Origin of the sequence: Mycobacterium mantenii (assembly GCF_001667865.1) — a bacterium.
Lineage (GTDB): Bacteria > Actinomycetota > Actinomycetes > Mycobacteriales > Mycobacteriaceae > Mycobacterium > Mycobacterium mantenii_A.
Map to the genome: position 1 here is coordinate 395,575 of NZ_LZJP01000089.1, position 20,772 is coordinate 416,346.

At 64.3% G+C, this 20,772-nt stretch carries 19 protein-coding genes; 9 read left to right on the forward strand and 10 right to left on the reverse strand.

What is annotated here, in order from left to right; all coding sequences use genetic code 11:
* Nucleotides 1–7: 7 nt before the first annotated feature.
* From A5688_RS15485 to A5688_RS15505, 5 genes are all read right to left on the reverse strand, one after another.
* Complete coding sequence (locus tag A5688_RS15485; protein WP_067908513.1) at nucleotides 8–1,480, reverse strand: aldehyde dehydrogenase family protein; 1,473 nt, start codon at nucleotides 1,478–1,480, stop codon at nucleotides 8–10.
* A complete protein-coding gene (locus tag A5688_RS15490; protein WP_068268205.1) occupies nucleotides 1,474–2,268 on the reverse strand; it encodes an SDR family oxidoreductase in 795 nt (264 codons plus the stop codon). The genes A5688_RS15485 and A5688_RS15490 overlap by 7 nt, the downstream gene beginning before the upstream one ends.
* Complete coding sequence (locus tag A5688_RS15495) at nucleotides 2,261–3,541, reverse strand: amidohydrolase family protein (RefSeq protein WP_067829976.1); 1,281 nt, start codon at nucleotides 3,539–3,541, stop codon at nucleotides 2,261–2,263. Before A5688_RS15495 ends, A5688_RS15490 begins: the two co-directional genes overlap by 8 nt.
* Nucleotides 3,542–3,660: 119 nt before the next feature.
* A complete protein-coding gene (locus tag A5688_RS15500) occupies nucleotides 3,661–4,293 on the reverse strand; it encodes a TetR/AcrR family transcriptional regulator (RefSeq protein ID WP_067829980.1) in 633 nt (210 codons plus the stop codon).
* Nucleotides 4,294–4,348: 55 nt separating this feature from the next.
* Nucleotides 4,349–5,473, reverse strand: coding sequence for an NAD(P)H-dependent amine dehydrogenase family protein (locus A5688_RS15505; protein ID WP_067908510.1), 1,125 nt, complete (start codon nucleotides 5,471–5,473; stop codon nucleotides 4,349–4,351).
* 122 nt (nucleotides 5,474–5,595) lie between these two features.
* Between A5688_RS15505 and A5688_RS15510 the strand changes: the two genes are divergently transcribed.
* Nucleotides 5,596–6,741, forward strand: a complete 1,146-nt coding sequence (locus A5688_RS15510; RefSeq protein ID WP_067829986.1) for an ABC transporter substrate-binding protein — start codon at nucleotides 5,596–5,598, stop codon at nucleotides 6,739–6,741.
* 37 nt (nucleotides 6,742–6,778) lie between these two features.
* On the opposite strand, the gene A5688_RS15515 is transcribed toward A5688_RS15510, so the two are convergent.
* Nucleotides 6,779–7,867 (reverse strand): dihydrodipicolinate synthase, encoded by a 1,089-nt coding sequence (locus A5688_RS15515; protein WP_067829989.1) that lies wholly within the window; start codon nucleotides 7,865–7,867, stop codon nucleotides 6,779–6,781.
* Between the two features lie 128 nt (nucleotides 7,868–7,995).
* Here A5688_RS15515 and A5688_RS15520 point away from each other — a divergent pair, with 128 nt between their 5' ends.
* The 4 genes from A5688_RS15520 (at nucleotide 7,996) to A5688_RS15535 (ending at nucleotide 12,375) form a co-directional block, all read left to right on the forward strand.
* Complete coding sequence (locus A5688_RS15520) at nucleotides 7,996–9,234, forward strand: cytochrome P450 (protein ID WP_067829992.1); 1,239 nt, start codon at nucleotides 7,996–7,998, stop codon at nucleotides 9,232–9,234.
* Between the two features lie 15 nt (nucleotides 9,235–9,249).
* Nucleotides 9,250–10,332, forward strand: a complete 1,083-nt coding sequence (locus A5688_RS15525) for an NAD(P)H-dependent amine dehydrogenase family protein (protein ID WP_067908507.1) — start codon at nucleotides 9,250–9,252, stop codon at nucleotides 10,330–10,332.
* Nucleotides 10,333–11,328, forward strand: a complete 996-nt coding sequence (locus A5688_RS15530; protein ID WP_067908504.1) for a hypothetical protein — start codon at nucleotides 10,333–10,335, stop codon at nucleotides 11,326–11,328.
* A 105-nt stretch (nucleotides 11,329–11,433) separates the two neighbouring features.
* Complete coding sequence (locus A5688_RS15535; protein WP_067908502.1) at nucleotides 11,434–12,375, forward strand: SDR family NAD(P)-dependent oxidoreductase; 942 nt, start codon at nucleotides 11,434–11,436, stop codon at nucleotides 12,373–12,375.
* 261 nt (nucleotides 12,376–12,636) lie between these two features.
* Here the strand turns inward: A5688_RS15535 and A5688_RS15540 are convergent, their stop codons facing one another.
* Both A5688_RS15540 and A5688_RS15545 read right to left on the reverse strand, forming a co-directional pair.
* On the reverse strand, nucleotides 12,637–13,440 hold the full coding sequence (locus A5688_RS15540) for an SDR family NAD(P)-dependent oxidoreductase (protein ID WP_067830002.1): 804 nt from the start codon (nucleotides 13,438–13,440) through the stop codon (nucleotides 12,637–12,639).
* A gap of 35 nt (nucleotides 13,441–13,475) precedes the next feature.
* Nucleotides 13,476–14,234, reverse strand: a complete 759-nt coding sequence (locus A5688_RS15545; protein ID WP_067908617.1) for an SDR family oxidoreductase — start codon at nucleotides 14,232–14,234, stop codon at nucleotides 13,476–13,478.
* Between the two features lie 383 nt (nucleotides 14,235–14,617).
* On the opposite strand from A5688_RS15545, the gene A5688_RS15550 reads away from it, so the two are divergent.
* Genes A5688_RS15550 through A5688_RS15565 form a run of 4 tightly spaced genes read left to right on the forward strand, consistent with a single transcriptional unit; the run spans nucleotide 14,618 to nucleotide 18,805 of the window.
* Complete coding sequence (locus A5688_RS15550) at nucleotides 14,618–15,817, forward strand: cytochrome P450 (RefSeq protein ID WP_067908499.1); 1,200 nt, start codon at nucleotides 14,618–14,620, stop codon at nucleotides 15,815–15,817.
* A 1-nt stretch (nucleotide 15,818) separates the two neighbouring features.
* Nucleotides 15,819–16,877: a spirocyclase AveC family protein gene (locus A5688_RS15555; protein ID WP_067908496.1), complete on the forward strand. Its 1,059-nt coding sequence runs from the start codon at nucleotides 15,819–15,821 to the stop codon at nucleotides 16,875–16,877.
* Nucleotides 16,878–16,931: 54 nt separating this feature from the next.
* On the forward strand, nucleotides 16,932–18,035 hold the full coding sequence (locus tag A5688_RS15560; protein WP_242660203.1) for a dihydrodipicolinate reductase: 1,104 nt from the start codon (nucleotides 16,932–16,934) through the stop codon (nucleotides 18,033–18,035).
* Between the two features lie 26 nt (nucleotides 18,036–18,061).
* Nucleotides 18,062–18,805: an alpha/beta hydrolase gene (locus A5688_RS15565; protein WP_242660202.1), complete on the forward strand. Its 744-nt coding sequence runs from the start codon at nucleotides 18,062–18,064 to the stop codon at nucleotides 18,803–18,805.
* Here A5688_RS15565 and A5688_RS15570 read toward each other — a convergent pair.
* Together A5688_RS15570 and A5688_RS15575 are read right to left on the reverse strand one after the other, a co-directional pair.
* Nucleotides 18,802–19,887 carry an NAD(P)H-dependent amine dehydrogenase family protein gene (locus A5688_RS15570; RefSeq protein WP_067908493.1) on the reverse strand — a complete coding sequence of 362 codons (1,086 nt, stop codon included), beginning with the start codon at nucleotides 19,885–19,887 and terminating at the stop codon, nucleotides 18,802–18,804. The two genes, A5688_RS15565 and A5688_RS15570, sit on opposite strands and share 4 nt — an antisense overlap.
* A gap of 24 nt (nucleotides 19,888–19,911) precedes the next feature.
* A complete protein-coding gene (locus A5688_RS15575) occupies nucleotides 19,912–20,700 on the reverse strand; it encodes an SDR family NAD(P)-dependent oxidoreductase (RefSeq protein WP_067908490.1) in 789 nt (262 codons plus the stop codon).
* Nucleotides 20,701–20,772: the final 72 nt, after the last annotated feature.

Below are 20,772 nucleotides of genomic sequence, written 5' to 3' on the forward strand. Positions count from 1 at the left end.
ACGCCGGTCAGGAAGCCGGCCAGCCGACAGTCTTTGTCTCGGTGAAGATCTCGAGCCCCTCGATGCCGCACTGCCGGCCGATGCCGGACTGCTTGTAGCCCCCGAACGGCGCGTCGGCGCCGTACCAGAGTCCGCCGTTGATGCCGAGGGTGCCGGTTCTGATCCGGCTGGCCACCGACTTCGCCCGGTCGAGGTCGTTGGCGAAGACCACGCCCGAAAGGCCATAGATCGACTCGTTGGCGATCCGCACCGCGTCGTCGTCGCCGTCGAATCCGATGACTGACAGCACAGGTCCGAAGATCTCCTCCTGCGCGATGGTCATCTTGTTGTCGACATTCGCGAACACCGTCGGCTCCACGAAGTAGCCCTTCGGCAGGTGCTTGGGGACGCCGCCGCCGGTGACTAGCCGGGCGCCTTCCTGCTTGCCCTTTTCGATGTAGCCGAGGACCCGTTCGTGCTGCTTCTTGGACACCAGGGGCCCTTGAAGTACCGAGGGATCGGTGGGGTCGCCGTATTTGTTCTTTTCCATCGCGGCCTTGACGATCTCGACCGCTTCGTCGTAGCGCGAATTGGGTACCAGCAGGCGGGTGGGCATTGCGCAGCCCTGCCCGGCATGCATGCAGATGAACGCGCTGCCGCCAACCGCGCCGCCGAGGTCACCGTCCTCGTCGAGGACGAGGTACACGGACTTGCCGCCGAGTTCCAGGAAGGTGGGTTTCACGGTCTCGGCAGCGGCGGCCATGATGCGCCGACCGGTGACCGTCGATCCGGTGAACGCCACCATGTCGACCAATGGTGACATCGAAATCACCTCCCCGACAAGGTGATCAGAAGAGGGCACGATGTTGATAACGCCGGGTGGGATGTCGGTGTGTTCGGCGATGATGCAGCCGATCCTGGTGGCGTTCCAGGGCGTATCCGGGGCAGGCTTGAGCACGCAGGTGTTGCCCATCGCCAGGATGGGGCCGATCTTGTTGAGGATGATCTCCAAAGGGAAGTTCCACGGGGTGATGACCCCGACAACGCCGACGGGCTCCTTCCAGACCTCCCGGGTGGTCAGGCTGCCCATGCCGAACGCGTCCTTGTCGGGAAGCGAACGCCTCCAGGCGAACTCGCCGATCATGTCCGCGGGCCAGGTGAGCGCCTCCCTCAGGGGTACGTCGAGCTGCGGTCCGTAGGTGGACAGCACGGGGCAGCCCACCTCGGCGATGAGTTCGGCGCGCAGGTCCTCGCGTTCGGCTTCGAGCGCCGCCTGCAATTGGCGCAGGCCGGCGGCACGCGCATCACCGTCGCGTGACCACTCGGTGTTGTCGAACGCATTCCGGGCCGCGGCGATGGCGCGTTCCATGTCGGCGCGGGTCCCATCACAGGTAGCGCCAAGGACCTCTTCGGTCGCCGGGTTGATGTTGTCGAACTGCCTCCCGGTCTCGGACTCGACGAGCTTGCCGTCGATGAGCATTCGCGATTCGTGATTCACCATTGCCGGAGTTCCTTCACCGCGTCGGAGGCGCGTGGGGCCAATGTCAGGTAGGGAATGAAACTGCTTTTGCCGCAGCGGATCACGGAATTCACGACGTCGGTCAGGTGCGCCGCGTCAACGAGACCGCCCACCATGTACTTGTTGTCCATCCAGTACCTGATGGCCGTTTCCAGTGCATCCGGATCCCAGCTCTTGTTGAACTCGGTTTGCGCATCGCCGGTGCCGCCCAGACTGTCACCCACGGCGAGACGGGTGAATCCGATCTCCGGATGTTCGATGCGCCAGGCCTCGACGAGCTTGTCCAGGGCGCTCTTGGTAACCGCATATGCGCCGAGCATCGGCCATGGCGTCGTGTAGGACGCGCTCAGCGACGACAGGTACACGGCCGAGCCCGCCGCTGCCGCCAGGTGCGGCGCCGCGGCCGCGTTGACCAGCGAGGCCCCGGTGACATTCGTGGCGAACAACTGCGCCCACTGTTCTGCGGTCACCTCGCGCAGTGGTGCCAGCACTCCCATGCCGGTCGTGTACACCAGGGCGTCCAGACCGCCGAGCGCGCCGACCACCTCGGCGATCGCCTTCTGGCAGTTGTCGGCGATAGTGACGTCGCAGGCGACTGGCACCGCATCGTTGCCGGCATCCTTGGCCGCGTCGACCAACCTGTCGTATCGACGAGCAAGCAGGGCGACGTGGGCGCCCCGCTGGGCGAGCCCGGTGCCAATGCATCGGCCGAGACCTGCTGAGGCACCGACGACCGCGACCCGCAGGGGTCGATCTCCGTTGTCAGACATCGAGCTTGGCGCTCACGGAGCCGAGGGTCGCGCCCGCGGTGCGTTCGAAACGGCCGTGGTCGAAGCTGTGGATCGAGACGTCGTGGTCGCCGACTTCGGCGCGCAGGGCGCCCACCGTGCACTGCTCGCGGGTGCGGTGTTCGAACGGGTCGAACGAGTACCACCGACAGGCGTTTTCGAAGGTGATCTTGTTGATTTCGTCGTCGGGCAGCCCGTTCATGACAAGGGCGAGTTCCTCGGCCGCCGCGGGCCAGGACGAGTCGGAATGCGGATAGTCGCACTCCCAGGCGATGTTGTCGATCCCCACGTCGTGTCGCAGTTTGACCCCGATCGGATCGGCTATGAAGCAGGTCAGGAAGCGCTCCCGGAAGACTTCGCTCGGCAGTTTGTCGCCGAAGTCTTGGCCGGTCCACAGATGATGCATTTCGTAGGTCCGGTCGAGCCGGTCCACGAAGTATGGGATCCACCCGGTCCCGCCCTCGGAGAGGGCGAATCGGACGTCGGGGAACTCCTTGATGACTCGCGACCACAGCAGGTCTGCGGCCGCAGAGCAGACATTCATCGGCTGCAGCGTGATCATCACGTCGATCGGGGCGTTCTCGGCGGTCATTGTGATCTTGCCCGACGATCCCAGGTGGACCGATAGCACCGTGTTGGTGTCCGACAGTGCCCGCCACATCGGATCCCAGTACTCGTCGTGGAAGCTCGGGAAGCCAAGGGTAGCGGGGTTCTCGGTGAAGGTCACCGAGTGGCAACCCTTCTCGGCATTGCGACGGATCTCCTTGGCGCACAGCTCCGGATCCCACAGCACGGGTAATCCCATTGGCAGGAAGCGTCCGGGATACGACCCACACCAATCGTCGATGTGCCAGTCGTTGTACGCCTGGGTGACGGCGAGTGCGAGGTCCTTGTCGGGGTGCGTGGCGAACAGCCGGCCCGCGAAGCCGGGGAAGGACGGGAAGCACATCGACCCGAGCACGCCGCCGGCGTCCATGTCCTTGATCCGCTCATGAATGTCGTAGCACCCCGGCCGCATCTCATCGAAGGCAGTGGGTTCGATGCCGTACTCCTCGCGCGGGCGGCCCGCCACCGCGTTGAGGCCGATGTTGGGGATGATCGCGTCGTTGAACGTCCAAACCTCCGAGCCGTCGGGCCGGCGGATCACTCGCGGCGCTTCGTCCGCGTACCTGCTTGCGAGCCTGCCTTCGAACAGGTTCGGCGGCTCGACGAGATGGTCGTCGACGCTCACCAGGATCATGTGTTCGGGCTGCATGGGTCTCCTTGCGCACTGGTCAAGAGCGAGGCTATCAGGTTGTAGAGGGACTATATTCAATTGCGGAAATGTACATTTCCAATAGGGCGGCGTTCGGCCACGGACTTGGATCTAAATGGCTACCGCCGCAGCACTTTTCGGGGTTCGACGGCAAAGGAGAGCAGGAGCCGATCGAGGACTTTGGCGGCGCGGCGCCGCGCCGCGGTGGGATTTGCGGCATGTACTACCAGAAGCGAGGCCTCCTCGAGCGCGGCGACGAGCATGTGCGTCAGCTCCCCGACGGGTTGGTCGTCGATGATGCCGGCTGCGATCGCCTCGCGGACCACGTCGTTGATGAGGGCAATGCTGTTGCCCTCCTGGATCTTGCGCAGGGTCTGCCAGCCCAGAACCACCGGTCCGTCGACGAGCATCACCCGCTGCACTTCGGGTTCCTGTGCCGCTTCGAGAAACCCGTGCAGACCCCTCGTGAGCCGCTCCCACGGGTCCGCTCCCGGCGGGGGAGCGGCAATGGACCGAAGCGTGAGGTCATTCTCGACATCTTCGAACACGGCGCGAAACAGCTCTGCTTTGTCCTTGAAGTGGTGGTAGAAGGCGCCGCGGGTGCCGACACCCGACTTCGTCACGAGGTCGCCGATGCTCGTATTGAAATATCCCTGTTCCACGAACAGAGCCCGACCCGCATCGATCAGGTCGCGCCGGGTCTGCTCGCCGCGGGCGCGCCGATCGTCGTCCGCACCACCACGCTTGGCCATGTCGACGATGGTAGCAACATTCGGTCTGTATGTTGAGTGCCCGGCCGAAACGTCGTCAGCGCACAATCCCGCGCACGGTCATGAGCCCAAGCTCGGCATGGGACTTGAAACCCGGCGGGGCATCACAAATGGCGGGAATGGCATTCACTGGTTCCATCGCGGTCCAGGCGTAGCCGATGTAGCCCGGCTTCGCCTGATCTCGTGCCTGCTGGCTGCCCCGCAGGATCAGCTCGGTGCCTGGGTCGCCGTCAATCACGACGCGGTAGTGGTAGTACGGCTCCCAATCAGGCTTCGGATCGATGGCGTCGTGCTCGATGAACGAGTAGAGCTCGTGCAGGGTGATGAATGGCCTGCCGTCCACCCATGCCGTCCATAGGTGATGCTGGGATGCGACGGTGCCCTTCTTGATCACACCTTTGAGCCCGGGCATGTCCATATCCGGGGTTCCCTCATAGCGGATATCGCGGGTGGCCGTGCCCAACTGCACGTCCGTCGTGAACTTCTCCACGGTTTTGCCCAGCCCTTCGACGACCATCGTCAGCGACTGCGCGAACAACGACCACGCGTCTTGGAACAGATTGCCTTTCGCGAATTCGGTCGGGGTTTTTCCGAAACCCATCTCGTCCAAATACTTCAGGGTGTCCTTGTTGAAGTTCACCGCCTCGTAGACGTGGATGTGATCGGTTTTGCCGACGATGCGGGCCAGCGTCAGGACGAGCAGATCGGCGGCGTATCCGGGGTGGATGCCGCCTCCGTGGAACGATGTGCCGCCGTCTTGGCACGCCGCTTCGATCTTGTCGATGTCCGCGCTGTTGCTTTCGGTCCGATGCCACCACGCACCACCGGAGGCGACGACGCTCTTTCCGCCGCGGAGCAGGCGGCAGATCTCGTCGACGTCCGACCACAGCGGCGCGTAGAACACGCAGTCGGCGTCGGCGGCCTCGAGGGCGGCCTTGTCGGTGGTTGCGAGCACGCCGATTGGCGCTACTCCGACGAGCTCGCCTGCGTCCCTACCGACCTTCTCGGGGCGATTGCAGAGCACCCCGACCACTTCGTACAGGGGGTTGTGTGCGAAGTGGCGTAGCGCCAGCGTGCCCACATTGCCCATGCCCCACTGGATCACGCGATACTTCTTCTCGGCCGGTGGCGCGCTGGCTTCGAGCGGCGATGCGAGTGTCATGGTGTCTCCTTCGCGCGGCCCATACGCGAAGCTAACACGTCGAAACTGCGCTATGCGGTTTTTGTAAATGATTGTTTTCGTACGGTAGGGAGTCGACAACATTCATCCGGTATGTTGCCGCTATGGCAGACGACGAGGTTCGCGCATATGGTTCGGTCGCTCCCCTGAAAGTCGGATTGCTCAACGATTATCCGACCAGCGGCGACACCGACAACGACAGTGTCGACGCACTGCGGCTGGTGATGGACGAAGCGCTTTCCTCGGGCCTGCTTGATCGACCGATCGAGCTGGTGACGCGCAATGTGGTTGGCCTGCCCAACGGTACCTACCTTGCGGTTGAGCGAGCATTCGACGAGCTCGTCGCGGAGGGTTGCTTGGCCATCTACGGGCCGTGGGTATCGGACAATGTGGTGCCGCTGCGTTCCCACGTCGAGACGACCGCACGGGTTCCGATCGTGACCCTCTCGGGGTCGGAGGGCGCGCTCGGCGATTGGTGCTTCGCGCTGAACAACGGCTCGATGGCCGAGGAACCGGTGATGCTGGCCGCGGTGATGATCGGTGATGGTCGATCGCGGATCGCCATTGCTTACGAGTCGTCGCTGATCGGTAAGGAATATCTTACCTTCGCTCAGCGAGCCTACGACGCGGCGGGCCTGAAGGTCGTTGCGACCGTGGCGATTCCGCAAGTGGAAGCCGACAAGTCAGAGGCGGTCGCCGCGTTGCGCGCAGCCGAACCCGACGCGCTGGTGCACGTCGGGTTCGGTCACGGCTTGTGGGGCTTCACCGATGCGCTGCTGGGCGCGGGCTGGGATCCGCCGCGGTACACGACGACGGCCTTCGAAATGGCGCACATCAACGCGGAATGGAGGCGCCACCTGTCTGGCTGGATCGGCCTGGACAGCTACGACGAGCGCAACACCGTCGGACAGGCCTTCCTCGACCGGTTCGAGGCCCGGTACGGCCGGCGGCCCGGACACTCGATGCCGGGCCTGTCCGCCGACGCGGCCACGGTGATCGTGCGCGGCCTCGCCGCGGCGCGCCCCCTGACGGGAGAGGGCGTGAAGAACGGGATGGAGCAGGTGAAGCTCGTCCCGTCTGCCAGCGGTGCCCCGGGAACGTTCCTGCGGTTCGGCCGGTTTATTCGACAGGGCTGGATGGGTTCCGATTATCTGGTGGCCCGGCGGGTGCTGCCCGACGGCAGCGCGCACGTCTTCCATGGGGCGCCCAGCGACCACATCGCACGCGCGGTAGCTCCAAGGTCAAGCTAGTGCCATCTGGCGCGCGTCGAGCGTGTATGGAATGTGCCTACTTTTCGTCCACATCCGCCGCGTTCGGCGAGCCAAGTTGGATCGCGCCGAACACCGGTGCGGTCACGATGCCGGGCGGTTGAGCGAGGACGTAGGGGATGGCGCGAACCGCACCCATCGCAATCATCAGGTGACCGGGCTGGGCGTGCTGACCCGCCGGCGTCGCGCCATCAAATCCGACGTCGAGCTGGAGTTCGAAGCTCGGCTCGCCTTTGATGAGCGCGCGGATCAGGGGCGCCTTCTCGCCGGGCGCCAGCGGCGCCATGCCCCACTGCGGCAGGTCGCGGGTGAGGACCCACTCCTCGTGAATGGCCAGCAGTGGACGCCCAGAAAAGTGCCCGGTCCACGAAAACCGCTGACCGACAACCGTTCCGGCCTCAATAGTGCCGGCGAGGACCTCGATGTCGTGGGGCAGCGTGGTGGCGTCGACCGCCACGTCGATGTGCGACAGGGTGATCCCCAAGACGTCGGCCGTGGCATTGAGCGCTTGGCGATAGGCCGTGTCGAGCTTCTTGATGATCGGGGAGTCGATGCTGACATCTTCCGGCGCCCTGCCCATGCCCATGAGGTCGACGAGCATCGGCCGACTGTCGACGGCTGAAACATCGGTGGCCTCGTAGAGGTCGATCCGGTCGATGGTCTTACTCAGTCCCGTCACCGTCGCGACGAGTCGCTCGAACATGAACCCGGGATTCTCGCCCGCGGCGTGGAACCGCGACCCACCTTGCCGGCAGGCATCGACGAACGCCGACGCGGTTTCCGCCCCGTAGGTGGGCAGGTGGTTGTACGACGTCGTGGTGATGACGGTGCTGCCCGCCGCAAGCAGCCGGCAGATGTCCTCGGCGTTCGTCTCGACGGCGTGAGCCTTGCTGGCCGCGTGCACGACGACCTCGGCGCCCAAGGCGATGATCTCGTCTTTGTCCGCCGTGGCGATTACGCCCGTCGTTGGCGGTAGCCCGCACAGAGCGCCCGCGTCGACGCCCGTCTTCGCCGGGTCGTACACCAGCACACCCACTAGGTGATAATCAGGATTCTCAATCAGCTCCTGCAGCGCGGCCCGACCGACGGCGCCGGTGGCCCATTGCACGACACGAGTAGCCAATCGAATGCTCCAGGTTGTGCTTTCGCGGTTGCTTGGTTCTGGTTGGTACAACCTACATCATGTAGGTTTGCAACCGACAGTATGTAGGTTGATCGAACCACAAGAGGTGGCACGTGGCGGAGCCGACGGTTACTGACGACATCGAGCAGCGCATCCGCGAGGCGCAGGAGAAGTTCAACGCCGGAATGGGCGCCGACGGCGACGCGACACCCTATCCGCTGCTGCGCGAGCTGCGCACGAAAGCCGCGGTCCACCCCGGCTGGCCGGAGATGGGCGTCCCCGAGGACGGACCGGACGGTAAGAAGACGTTTACGGCGTACTCGTTCGATGCCGTCAAGGCCGTTTTCACCGACAACACCACGTTCAGCACCCGGATCTACGAGGACATGGTGCGGCCGCTGCAGGGCCCGACAATCTTGGAAATGCAGGAGCCCGAGCACGCCACCTACCGCCGATTGCACGAATTCGCTTTCGCCAGATCCTCGATGAGGCGTTGGGACACCGAACTCGTCGGACCTCTCGTGGATCGCACGATCGCGAAGTTCCGCGACAAGAAGCGGGTCGACCTGGTCGACGCGGTGTTCATGCCGATCCCGGTGCGGATCATCGCCGCTCTGCTCGGGTTGCCCGAGTCCGATATCGGCGAGTTTCACCGGCTGGCCATCGACCTGCTGGGCTTTCGCGCCGATATGGAAACGGCGATGAAGGCGTCGGCGGAGATGAAGGAGTACTTCATCGGCGTCCTCGCCGACCGGCGCAAGTCGCCGAAGGATGACATGGTGACCATCCTGTCGCAGGCCGAGATCGACGGTGTGAAGATGTCGGACGAGCAGATATACGGGTTCATGCGGAATCTCCTGCCCGCGGGGGCGGAGACCACGTCGCGATCGACCGCCAGCCTCGCGTTGGCTCTGTTGACCCACACCGACCAGCTTGATGCGGTGCGCGCCGACCGCGGCCTGTTGCCGCAGGCGATCGAGGAGGGCATCCGGTGGGAGACGCCGCTGCTGAACTTCATCCGTGAGGTGAGCACCGACACCGACTTCTTCGGGCTGCACCTCCCGAAGGGCTCGACGATGATGGTGAATCTGGGCAGCGCCAACCATGACGAGACGCGATGGGAGGACGCCGAGTCCTTCGACATCTTCCGGGAGCGCAAGCCGCACATCGGGTTTGGTCACGGTGCGCACGTCTGCCTGGGAATGCACCTGGCACGGCTGGAGAGCACCAAGATCTTCAACGCGCTGCTCGACGAGCTGCCCGGGATGCGGCTCGACCCCGACGCCCCGGCTCCCTACGTGACAGGCACGATGTTCCGCTCGCCACCGCGTCTCCACGTGGTTTGGGATTAGAGGAGATTGCCTGACATGACTCGCGTGATCCAGTGGGCCACCGGGGTGACCGGCACCATGTCATTGCGGCACGTCTTGACCCGGCGGGACCTGGAACTGGTCGGCGTGCGCGTGTACGACCCGGCGAAAGCCGGGCTTGACGCGGGCACCCTGTGCGGGGTCGCCGGGGCGGGAGTACTGGCTTCTGCCGATCGCGACGCCCTCATCGGTACCGATGCCGATGTGGTGCTCTACATGGGCAAGGTGGAGACCGATACGCCCGGCTGCTTCGCCGACGTCTGCGATCTGCTCGCGTCGGGCAAGAACGTGGTGGCCACCGGTAGCCGGTTCGTCCATCCCCGCTCGCTACACGAATCGCTGGCCGAAGGGATTGAAAAGGCCTGTCGTGCAGGAGGTTCGTCCTTTCTCGGGCTCGGCCTATACCCGGGCTTCGTCGGCGAGTCGCTGGCGCCGATCCTGTCCCGGCTCACCGAACGCACCGACCGGATCACCGTGCGGGAGGTGCTGAACTACTCGACCTACGCGAGCCACGATTTGATTTTCAACGCGATGGGCTTCGGCCACGCGCCGGATGACAACACCCCGTTGCTGACCAACACGGACTACGCGGCGAGCGCATGGATCGGCAGCGCGACGGTTCTCGCGCAGGCCCTCGGGCTCGAGATTCGGTCCGTCGAGGGGTTCCGCGAAGTCGTGACGACCCCGAGGGCCCTGACGGTAGCTGCGGGGGACATCCCCGCAGACACCGTGGGGGCGATGCGTTTTGGCGTCGTGGTCGACTGCGGCGAAACCACACTCGCCGTCGAACATCTCACCCGAATGGCCGACGATCTGGCCCCGGAGTGGCCGTCGGAGATTGGCTATCAGGTGACCTTCGAAGGCAAGCCCAACATGAGTTTTCGTCTCGTGATCGGCTCCCACGAGGAAGACCACGCCGAGCAGGGCTGCCTGGCCACCGCCATGCATGCCATCAACGCGATCCCCGCCGTGATCGCGGCTGAGCCTGGGCTCTATGACCTGTCGACCATCACCCCGTTCGTCGCGCACTGGACCGAGCGCGGTGTCGTACCGGCGTCACATCCCGGCGAGGAGGATTGAGTGCTCAAATCGATTGATTTCGAAGTCATTCGGCAGACCCCATCCCTCGCCCATTACCGACGTGAATGGGTTCCCACACCGGGCATGGGACTGTCGGGCATCTGGCTGGGGGCAGTCGTTGCCGACGCATCCGGGCAGAGCTATTGGGGGGTGCGTGGATGCGACGACTTCGTCGCCGGAATGACCCATGTCGTCTCTCCGGTGTGCGGATTTCGCTCGCTGCCGAAGAACATCGACATCGAAGCACCCCACCTCTACACCGAGTACTCGACGCTCGACTGGTTCGAGCCGCTGCAATACGTCGACGACGGCGCGACTGTGCAACTGCTGTATCCCAGCGGGCGAATCGCGCGTGACGCCGACGGGTTTCACTGGCACGATGCCAGTAACCGATGGGAGTTACATGGTCGGACGGTCAGCGATATCGTCCTCACATTCGTGCCCACGCAGCAAGGCATCGATGACGACGTCTACTACCGCCATGAGCTGATGTACGCCACCGGCAAGGTCGATGGCGTCGAGGTTTCGGGCTACGCACACCAGGACTTCGCGTACGGACCGCCGGGAAAGGTGTACACCGAGCTCCCCATCGCCCGTCACCTGCAAGGTATGTGGGTGTCCTGGCTGCATGAGCTCGGCGATGGGCAGTTGGGCGGTGGCAGTTTCTGGCAAGGTCGCGAAGGCGTGGCCTTCGGCCCGGGCTATCAGCTCAAAGACGGTGTCACGACGGTTCATAAGGACATCGCTGCGCAGCCGACCTTCAACGAGTCCGGAAGGATGACCACGCTCGACGCGGCCATCGGCGCCGATTCTTACACCTTCGCCTTCGAATCGAGCGGGAGCCCGCTGCACGTCTTCGGTTCGGTGACAAGCGCCTCGTCGGGGGTGCGGCCGGCGCGAAGCTGGTGCTGGGTCGAATACACCGGAAACATGCTGACACCGGAGCTGCTCGACGCGGCCACGGCCATGTTCGCCTTGGCGCGTGGGCTCGGCTGATGACGTTTTCCCAGGGTTGCTCCGCTCCCATTGCGCCGCCCGGCATCGTCACCGCGCTGGGCCATGCGGTGCCGAACCCGGAGGTCCAGGGCGGCCGGAGCCAAAATGATTACCTTTGACGATCGGGTCGTCCTGGTCACCGGCGGCGCCCGCGGTCTGGGCGAGGCGTACTGCCATGAATTGGCCCGCCGCGGAGCCGCCGTGGTGGTCCACGACAGCGGTGTCGAAACCGACGGAAGCGGCGGCGATCCGGGCCCGGCCGAGGACGTCGCCGCGGCTATCCGCGCCGCGGGTGGACGGGCGGTGGCGTGCGCCTTGGACGCCAGCACCGAACAAGGGGGGCGTGCCGCGGTCGACCTCGCCGTCGCGGAGTTCGGGCGGTTAGACGCGATTGTCGCCAACGCCGGCATCATCCACGACGACCCGTTCCCGGACTGGCCGACAGAACGCTTCGAGGCGCTGCTGCGCCATCACGTGTTGGCCGCCTTTCATGTTGTCCGCCCGGGTTTCTCGGTGATGCGCGACGCCGGATACGGCCGGTTGGTGTTCGTTTCCTCCGCAGCGGGGGTTTTCGGGCAGCCGGGATTGACGGGATACGCCACGGCGAAGACGGCGATGCTCGGATTGATGAACGTCACGGCGCTCGAGGGTGCGGCGCACGGGATACGCGCCAACGCCATCATGCCGATGGGCGACACGCGAATGGCAATGGCGCTGATGGGGGAGGCCGGCCGCACGGCCGACGCGCGGGCGTTCCTGGAGACGTTGCGGCTCGATCAAGTGGCACCGGTGGTTGCCTACCTGGCCAGCGAGCACTGCGCGTTGACACACAGGGTTCTCAGCGCTTTCCGTGGTCGGGTGGCCGCGCTGCAGATCGGTGTGACGCGTGGCTGGCTCGGCGCCGACGGCGCCCTTGACGCCGAGGACGTGGCCGCCAACCTCGACCGCATCCTCGACCCGTCGGAGATATTCGTGCCCGGCAGCATTTTCGATGAAATGGAGCATGCTTTCGCGCCGGCTCCTGTTGAGCCGCAAGCCGATTCCTGATCGAAACGCCTACGTCGCCAGTCCGGCCCACCGGCCTGGCGACGCTGCCTGCCGGTATTCGGCCGCGCCTAATCGCGTCAGTCTGCGAAGACGATGGGCCCATCACCGAAACCCGTATGGCTGCGTATCAGCGGCAGATCCGGGCCATTGCCAAGGATGCTCGCAGCCACCGCCCACAGCGGGTGAATTCTTAACTCCCTTCAAGCCGCTGCTAGATTCTTCAGTCTGTTCGCGGCGGCAATTGTTCTTCTCGAAAGCGCGTCAGATGAAGTCCGATCCGCCGTCGACATTGATGGTCGCCCCCGTCACGTAACCGTTTCGCCGTGACGCGAGATATGTGGTCGCGGAGGCGATCTCTTCGGGCAGCCCGGCGCGACCGATGTCACAGGGATGCCCGTAGGTTCTATCCACCCACGTCATCACGTGCTTCGGATCCGACGAGTCCAGCCCGTCCGCCGCCAGCGCTTCCCGCAGAATCTCGGTGAAACTAGCCGTCACGATGGTGCCGGGGCAAACGCAGTTCACCAAGATGCCCTCGACACCAAGGCTTTTAGACAGGTTCTTGGTGAAGCTGGAAAGCGCCGATTTGGCTGCCGTGTAGGCGACCAGGCGTGGGCTCTGGCGCTGGATGGAGTGCGCCGAGAGGGTGACGATGCGGGCCCAGTTGGCCGATCGCAGCATCGGCAGAGCGGCCCGCACCGAGCGCACGGCGGAGAGTGTGCCGAGATCGAATGCAGCGTGCCAGTCTTCGTCGCTGAGATCCTCGAATGCGCCTGCGTTCGGGCCGACGGTGTGCACTAGGACATTCAGGCTGTCCCAGGCATGACCAACGGCCGCGAACCCCGATGCGATGGATGCGGCATCGGACATATCGACGCTGATCGTCAGCACTTCGGGAGCGCCCGCACGGCGGATCCGCCTCGCAGCCGAGTCCAACGCAGTCGCGCCGCGCGCCATGATGGCCACCGAAGCGCCCTCGGCTCCGAGAGTCTCGGCGATCGCCAGCCCCATCCCCTTGCTGCCTCCGGTGACCACCGCGGTTGCGCCATCGAAACCCAGATCCATTGAGTCGTCCTTTCAATCGGAGCTGCCGCTGAAGGCTACTGACCCTTAACGATTCGAGGTGCAAGGTGAACGATCTCGCTGACCACTGTGGGGTTGGCGCGTGAAATCGCGATAAGGGAAAGCATGGTGTTGGCCACGTCCTCGACCGTAGACATCTCCTCCGGGATCTGGCCGCCACGCGCCCAGGCCCGATATAAATCGGCCAGCAGGTCGCGATCGGCCCCGCGTAAGATCTCGGTGTCACAGGTCGGGCCAACGCTGACCCGGATCACGGCAATCTCGGGATGTTCGGCCCTCCAGGACCGCAGTATCTCGTCGAGCGCCGCCTTGCTCGCATGGTAGGCCGAAACGCCCGCGCGGGGCCGGCCGACATCGTGGCTCGACGCCACGACGATCGTGGCGTCGTCGGCCAAGTGCGGGAGGGCAGTACGCAGTACGTGGGAGGCCCCAACGGCGTTGACTGCGTAAGAGTGGAGCCATGTTTCCACATCGGTCTCTTCGATCAACGCGAACGGCACGACGGCGCTGGTGAATACCACTGCGTCGAGCTTGCCGAACTTGTTGGCAACGTCGCTGATCACGGATTCGATGGCGCGCGGATCGGATACGTCGAGCTCGTGCGACGTTCCGCCAAGTCGATCGGCCAGTTCAGACAGGAGGTCGATCCGCCTCGCGGCGAGTGCCACGGCGGCGCCCCTGGTGTGGGCGGCAATGGCTAACGCCTGTCCGATGCCCGACGACGCCCCGATGATCAGCATTCGTGTCCCCGCGATGCTGGCGTGCCGGTCGCCCATAGGCTGCCTCCTCTGCTCCGACGTCCACATCATTCTCGCATGTGAGAATTAATATTCTCACTTGGGTGCTGTCGATTCCGTGGGGTTGCTTCCAGGATTCCGCGGCAGAGCGCAGATGCGTGCTATTGCCAAGAGTCCGTTGGCCGCTCAGGGTGTCCGGCGGCGCACCCAACTGTGGGCGCTGGTCGCCTCCGCAGCGTGGTATCGCGACGAACGCGGCACGCGGACGCAACTTAGACCGCTGTCGAAGCCAACGGCGGCAGTGCGCGGGAGGCCGGCCAACGTTCGGCACGTCCACGTCAAAGCTTGTCTGATCGTTGCGATAATGCATATTCTCGACCGGTCGAGGATGATTCTCGGCGCCTGGAAGGAAGGACGGCCGGGTGGCGCATACCGTGGGCACCGAACCGTACTATGACCCGTTCGATTTCGAAATCGACGACGACCCTTACCCCGTTTGGAAGCAACTTCGCGATACGGCGCCGCTATACCACAACGAGAAGTATGGCTTCTATGCCCTGAGCCGCTATGAAGACGTCGCACGCGAGCTGATCAATTGGAGAGATTACCGGTCGGGTAGGGGCACCATCATCGAGGTGATCCTCAATGGGGTCGAAATACCCCCAGGGGTGATTCTGTTCGAGGACCCACCGATCCACGATCTGCATCGCCGGCTGTTGTCGGGAGTGTTCACGCCGCGCCGAATGGCAGCGATCGAGCCGCTGGCACGAGAGTTCTGCCGCCATGCGCTCGACGCGCTGACCGGACAAGACACCTTCGATTTCATTGCAGACCTTGGCGCCTTGATGCCGATGCGAACCATCGGCTACCTGCTGGGGATCCCGGAAGAGAGCCAAGCCTCGATCCGACGCAACACCGACAAACTTCTCGAACTGAAACAGGCTGCGCCCCAGCAGGTCGCAGAGGACATGATGACGCGCCAATCTGGCCTACTCGAAGAGTTCATCGACTGGCGGTACGACCACCCGGCCGATGATCTGATGACCGAGCTGGTCAACGCCGAGGTCGAGGAGGCGGACGGTACACGCCGCCGACTCACACGCACCGAAGTGCTGACCTATACCGGCACCGTCGCGGGTGCGGGCAACGAAACCACGACGCGGTTGATCGGGTTCGCCGGGGCGCTATTGTCCGACCACCCGGATCAACGTCGCGAGCTTGCGGGTGATTTCAGCCTGATACCTGGCGCGGTCGAAGAGGTTCTACGGTACGAGGCTCCATCACCGGTGCAGGCGCGCTACGTCGCCTCCGACGTAGAGCACCACGGGCAACAGGTTGCCGAAGGGTCGGTGATGCTGCTCCTGAACGGGTCGGCGAATCGCGACGAGCGCCAGTTCCCGGACGCGGACCGGTTCGACATCCACCGCAAGGCAGCGACCCATCTGTCCTTCGGGCACGGCATCCATTTCTGTCTCGGTGCGGCCCTCGCCCGGGTGCAGGCGCGGGTGGCGCTCGAAGAGGTGCTGTCCCGTTGGCCGGACTGGGAGGTCGACTACGAGAAGGCCACACATGCGCACACCACCAGCGTGCGAGGCTGGGCCTCGCTGCCGGCGCGGCTCTGACATGGCGAATACCGTTGACTCCAAGACCGATTCGGCTTCCGTCGAGCCGATCGACGCGGGCGGTTCCCGATCCAAAATCGGGTGGGCGCTATTCTTCTTCGCCTACCTGATCTTCGCGGTGGTGATCGTCGCAACCATGCAATCGGGTACTCACGGGGACCCCCGGATCACCAACACGCACCCCGGTCCGGCGCCGTATCCGCCGTTCCTCGGATTCGACAACTGGCCGCTGGCGGTCGCGCTCAGCTCCATTCCGATGGCGATCGGTCTGGTCGGAACGCTGGTGTGGCTCTCCGTGCGACAGCGCGGGGTGCACTGGGCGGTGGTGATCGCGTTCGCGGGCCTGATCACCGGAGCGCTGGATCCATTGGCCAACTGGGCGACATTCGCGGTCTTCGACCCGCGCATGCTGCACTTCCCGCTGTCGTGGCCGTACGTGAACATCTCACCGAACCTCGAACCCGCCTTGTCGTTCCTGGGCGGTTATGCGGCCTACTATCTCCTCAACGGGCTGGTGGTGCTGCAACTGCATGACCGGCTGTTGGACCCACTGTTCCGGCGCACCAGGTGGCTTGCGCGCCATCGACTCGCCGCAGTCTTCCTCGGCGCCTTCGTCATTGCCATACCGCTCAACGGAATTGTCCAGTTTGCCTGGATGAGGGTTGGCATCTTCTACTACACCGAGGCGGTCGGGCCGACGTTGCAGATCGGCCACATCCGTCTTCCGCTCGTCATGGCGGTGTATGACTCCCTCATCTTCGCGATGGTGTCCGTCATGTGCGTCCGTGCCGAGGGCGACGAGTTGGTGCTGATCAACCGGATCGTCCGCCGGCTTCCAGCCCGACCTGGCCGCAACCGGGTCACGCTGACGCGACAGCTCCTCATTTCGCTTCTGGTCGGTCTCGTATCGTTCGGGGTGCCGCTCGCGGTGCTCTCCGGGCTGCGGGCGGCGGGGGTGTCCAAACCCGCATATGAGCAGAACCCGTATCCGAACGTCAAGGTGTACGACCCATACGGGCATCTCGAGGAAGCCGGTAAACCGGGACCGTTCTACAAGTGAGCCACTTCGTTCGAATTTACCGGGCCGCTTGACATTCAACCGAAGGGAGCGTTGATGACTGATAACGCCTCCGCCCGCTATCGTGTCGTGCACGTCGGGACTGGGCTCACGGGCAGAGAAGCGCTGCGGGCCACGATTCTCGACCCTGCACTGGAGTTGGTCGGTGTGAGGGTTTCCACCGCAGACAAGGTTGGCATAGACGCGGGCCGGCTCTGCGGCGTAACTGATGTTGGCGTGACGGCGACAGGCGACATGGGCGAAGTCATTGCGCTGAAACCTGATTGCGTGACTTACTGTGCAACGGCGGTGCGGCGCGAAGATGAGGCGATCGCGGATATTGCGGCGCTGCTGGAGTCGGGGATCAACGTCGTTACGATATCGACGATTCCGATGGTCTACCCGCCCGCCGCACCGCAGCATTGGCGCGCCGCGCTCGATTTAGCCACCGCTAAGGGAAGATCGACGTTCTACGCCACCGGAAGTGAGCCCGGCTTCATAAGCCTCAACCTTCCTACCGCACTTCTCTCCGGGGCGGGTACGGTGAATTCGTACCGAATGGACGAGTATGCGGTCGACTTGGATAGGTCCTATCCAATCTGGGATGTGTTGCATGAATCGATGGGCTTCGGCAAGCCGGACGGCCACGTTCCCGCCAGGATAGCTTCGGGCAAGGTAAATCATGATTGGGAGACGGTCGTGCGCTACCTCGCGGAGCTACTTGGCATTGAACTGGATCGCGTCGATCTGGACTGGGAGACGCTGTTAGCACCAGCCGACCTATCGACCGCCGTCGGCGTGGTGCCGTCGGGAACGATTTGCGGGCATCGCTGGCAGCTCTCCGGAGTGGTGAGCGACCGGAAAGTGGTGTCAGTCCAATATTTCGCGACGGTGAGCTCGACCCCTTGGCCCGAACGGTGGCCGAAGCCCTCCCGAGAGGGGCAGGGCGGGATGGTGTTTCGTGTCGAAGGCGATCCCAGCATGACCCTGGAGCTCTACCTCGAACAGTCCAGCGGAGACCGCGTCAATCCGGGAATCACCGCCACCGCGATGGCCGCGGTCAACGCCATTCCCCGCGTGGTGGCCGCGCCCCCCGGCGTCATCGAACGGCCGCTGGCCGGACCCGAAATCGTCAGCCGACTCTCGCGAACCCTACGTTGACCCTCTTCGCCCTACTGCACGGCGGCATGCATTTTGGCTCCTGCTGGGATGCGATCGCCGCACAGCTCGCGCAGCGGGGTCATCGCGTGGTCGCACCGGATCTGCCGGTCGATGACGACTCGGCCGGGGCGCTGGAATGGGCGCAGGCGGCAATCGACGCGATCAAAGGGGTCGAGGGCGGCCCCGCGTCCGAGGGAGTCGTCGTTGTCGCGCACTCGATCTCGGGGTTGTGCGCACCCGTCCTCGCCACGCTGCACCCGGTGCACCAGATCGTCTTCGTGGCCAGCCTGCTACCCGTGCCCGGCCAGTCATTCGTTGACCACCTGGCCGCCAATCCCGACGCGATCACGTTTCCAGAGCCGCAGGAACAAGGTGCCGGACCGTTCGGGCTCACCTGGGAGTCGGTGCTAGCGGGTTTCTATCATGACTGCCCGGAAGTCCTGGCGCGCCGGGCTTTCGACGATCTGCGGCATCAATCGTTCACTGTGTTCACCGAACGTTGTCCGATAGATCATTGGCCCGAGACCCGCTCGACCTACGTGTTGATGCGGGACGACCGCGCCGTGGGGGCGTCGTGGGCTCGCCGCAATGCGGTCGGCAGGATTGGCGCACGCGTCATCGAGCTAGACGGCGGCCACTCACCTTTCTTCGCCCGTCCGGCCGAGCTGAGTGCGGTGCTGCTAAGCCTGGGCGACTCCCACGTCGACGGAGATTGCGACGGCGGCAACGAGGTCAGGGGCGCTCCTCGCGGCCCGATGTTCACCGTCTAGCCGAAGTCGAATGCGTTGCGGGGAGCGGTGATCGGTAGTTCCAGTGATGTCGCGATACCGGGAGCCGCATCGACCACGTAAGGAATGGCGTTGACCACGCGCATGGCCGTTGCTTCCATGGCGTTGTCATTCGCCGAAGCCGCGGTGCCCTCGGTGCCGAACCGAAGATCGCAGTGAATGTATGGCTCGCCCTCGATGACGATTCGGTAGGTGCCGTGGGGGGCCGAGGCCCACTCGGGTGCCAGGTCGGGCGCCATGCGATTGATGTGTTCGATGGTGATGACAGGATGGCCGTCAACGACGCCGGTGGTCTCGGCCCGCACCGCCCCGCAGGTCCCGGCGGGAATCAAACCGCACGCGACATGCAGGTCCCGTGGGGTGATGACGCGCTCGTAGCTCTCGGTGACCTTGTCGAGTTCGACACCGAGTGCGCGCGCCACCAGGCCGATCGGGGGTCCCCAGGCGAACTGCTGGGCGCCCTCGAGCTCCAGGAGCGGCGTGAAGTCCAGCGGACGACCGAAGCCCATCGCATCGAACATGAGGTACTCGTTGGGGTAGGCCGAGTAATCGAAGATCTCCTGCGCGCGGATCGAGCGGATGGTGTTGGACAGGGTCGAAAGTATGACGGGGAACTGGTCACCGGCAAACCCCGGCTCGATGCCCGAGGTGTATATCGTCACGCCGCCTGCAAGCGCCGCGGCGCGAACCTGATCCGCCAAATCGGGAATCCACCTGTCCGGGAACATCATTCCCGGCGTGTTGGTGGTGACCACATTGATCCCCGCGTTCAGCAGACGGATGTAATCGCGGACCGCGGCCGCATCCATGTCAGGGCTGGTGGCCGTGTAGATGGCGCAGTCGGGTTCGAGCTTGATGATCTCATCGAGATCGGCGGTCGTCGTCACACCGATGGGGCCGAGCCCGACGACCTCACCGGCATCGCGGCCGGTCTTTTCCGGGCTGTGTACCCAGACCCCGACCAGGTCGAGGTGTGCCCGGCGGTTGATCGCTTCCAGCGCGATGCAGCCCACGCCGCCGGTAGATATCACTGCTATGCGTAACGCTTTGTCGGTCAAGGTCATCGCTCCTTCGTTGGGTGCTGCTGGCTACAGATCGGGGATTGGCAGCGATGAGTTCGGCCCTTGCAGGCCACCGTCGACGACGAAGGTCGAATTGGTGGCATAGCAGTCGCGGGTGGACAGATACACCGTCAACCGGCCGAGGTCCGCGACGTCACCGATACGATGCAGCGGCGTGAGCTCCTTCAACTTTTCCTCGGAGCCCGGCATCAGATCGAAACTCGACCGAAGCCCGGTGGTCATGAACGCACCCAGGGCGATGGCATTCACGCGGATCTTGGGGGCCAGCTCCTGTGCCATGGCTCGGGTCAGCGCTTCCAGCCCGCCCTTGGCCACGGAGTAGGGCAACAATCCACGGATGCCGAATCGGCCCGCCCCAGAGGAGATGTTGACGATGGAGCCTCGCCCCACCTTCAGCATGTGTGGCACCGCGAGCTGGCTCATGATGAACGCAGAGGTGACGCAGTAGTCGAACGTCTGTCGAAGGTTGTCGTCGGTCAGGTTCAGGAACGGGCCATAGGTCGCGAAACCAACATTGTTGACCAGGATGTCGATACGGCCGAACTCGTCGACCGCCGTCTGCACTACGCGTTCGCTGTCGGAGCGTTTGAGCGCGTCGGCGGTGAGTGCACGGCCTGTACCGCCCGCTTCTTCGATTTCCTTAATCGTCTGTTCCACCTCAGACGACGTCCGTGCCGTACCGACCACCGTTGCGCCCGCCTCTGCGAGCACCTTGGCGATGCCTTCGCCGACGCCGCGTCCGGCCCCGGTGACGATAGCGACCTGACCATCCAGCTCGAATTGTTCAAGTGCCACAAAGCGCCTCTCTGCGCAGAATATGGATACGCAGCGCGAATCTACCCTAACGAGAATGAATGCTCTCAATAA

What these genes read in the sequence shown, in the direction of transcription:
- A5688_RS15570 (WP_067908493.1), bottom strand. Translation starts at nt 19,887, where the DNA reads ATGACCTTGACCGACAAAGCGTTACGCATAGCAGTGATATCTACCGGC.
- A5688_RS15485 (WP_067908513.1), bottom strand. Translation starts at nt 1,480, where the DNA reads ATGGTGAATCACGAATCGCGAATGCTCATCGACGGCAAGCTCGTCGAG.
- A5688_RS15495 (WP_067829976.1), bottom strand. Translation starts at nt 3,541, where the DNA reads ATGCAGCCCGAACACATGATCCTGGTGAGCGTCGACGACCATCTCGTC.
- A5688_RS15565 (WP_242660202.1), top strand. Translation starts at nt 18,062, where the DNA reads ATGCATTTTGGCTCCTGCTGGGATGCGATCGCCGCACAGCTCGCGCAG.
- A5688_RS15560 (WP_242660203.1), top strand. Translation starts at nt 16,932, where the DNA reads ATGACTGATAACGCCTCCGCCCGCTATCGTGTCGTGCACGTCGGGACT.
- A5688_RS15540 (WP_067830002.1), bottom strand. Translation starts at nt 13,440, where the DNA reads ATGGATCTGGGTTTCGATGGCGCAACCGCGGTGGTCACCGGAGGCAGC.
- A5688_RS15500 (WP_067829980.1), bottom strand. Translation starts at nt 4,293, where the DNA reads ATGGCCAAGCGTGGTGGTGCGGACGACGATCGGCGCGCCCGCGGCGAG.
- A5688_RS15505 (WP_067908510.1), bottom strand. Translation starts at nt 5,473, where the DNA reads ATGACACTCGCATCGCCGCTCGAAGCCAGCGCGCCACCGGCCGAGAAG.
- A5688_RS15555 (WP_067908496.1), top strand. Translation starts at nt 15,819, where the DNA reads ATGGCGAATACCGTTGACTCCAAGACCGATTCGGCTTCCGTCGAGCCG.
- A5688_RS15525 (WP_067908507.1), top strand. Translation starts at nt 9,250, where the DNA reads ATGACTCGCGTGATCCAGTGGGCCACCGGGGTGACCGGCACCATGTCA.
- A5688_RS15510 (WP_067829986.1), top strand. Translation starts at nt 5,596, where the DNA reads ATGGCAGACGACGAGGTTCGCGCATATGGTTCGGTCGCTCCCCTGAAA.
- A5688_RS15545 (WP_067908617.1), bottom strand. Translation starts at nt 14,234, where the DNA reads ATGGGCGACCGGCACGCCAGCATCGCGGGGACACGAATGCTGATCATC.
- A5688_RS15535 (WP_067908502.1), top strand. Translation starts at nt 11,434, where the DNA reads ATGATTACCTTTGACGATCGGGTCGTCCTGGTCACCGGCGGCGCCCGC.
- A5688_RS15490 (WP_068268205.1), bottom strand. Translation starts at nt 2,268, where the DNA reads ATGTCTGACAACGGAGATCGACCCCTGCGGGTCGCGGTCGTCGGTGCC.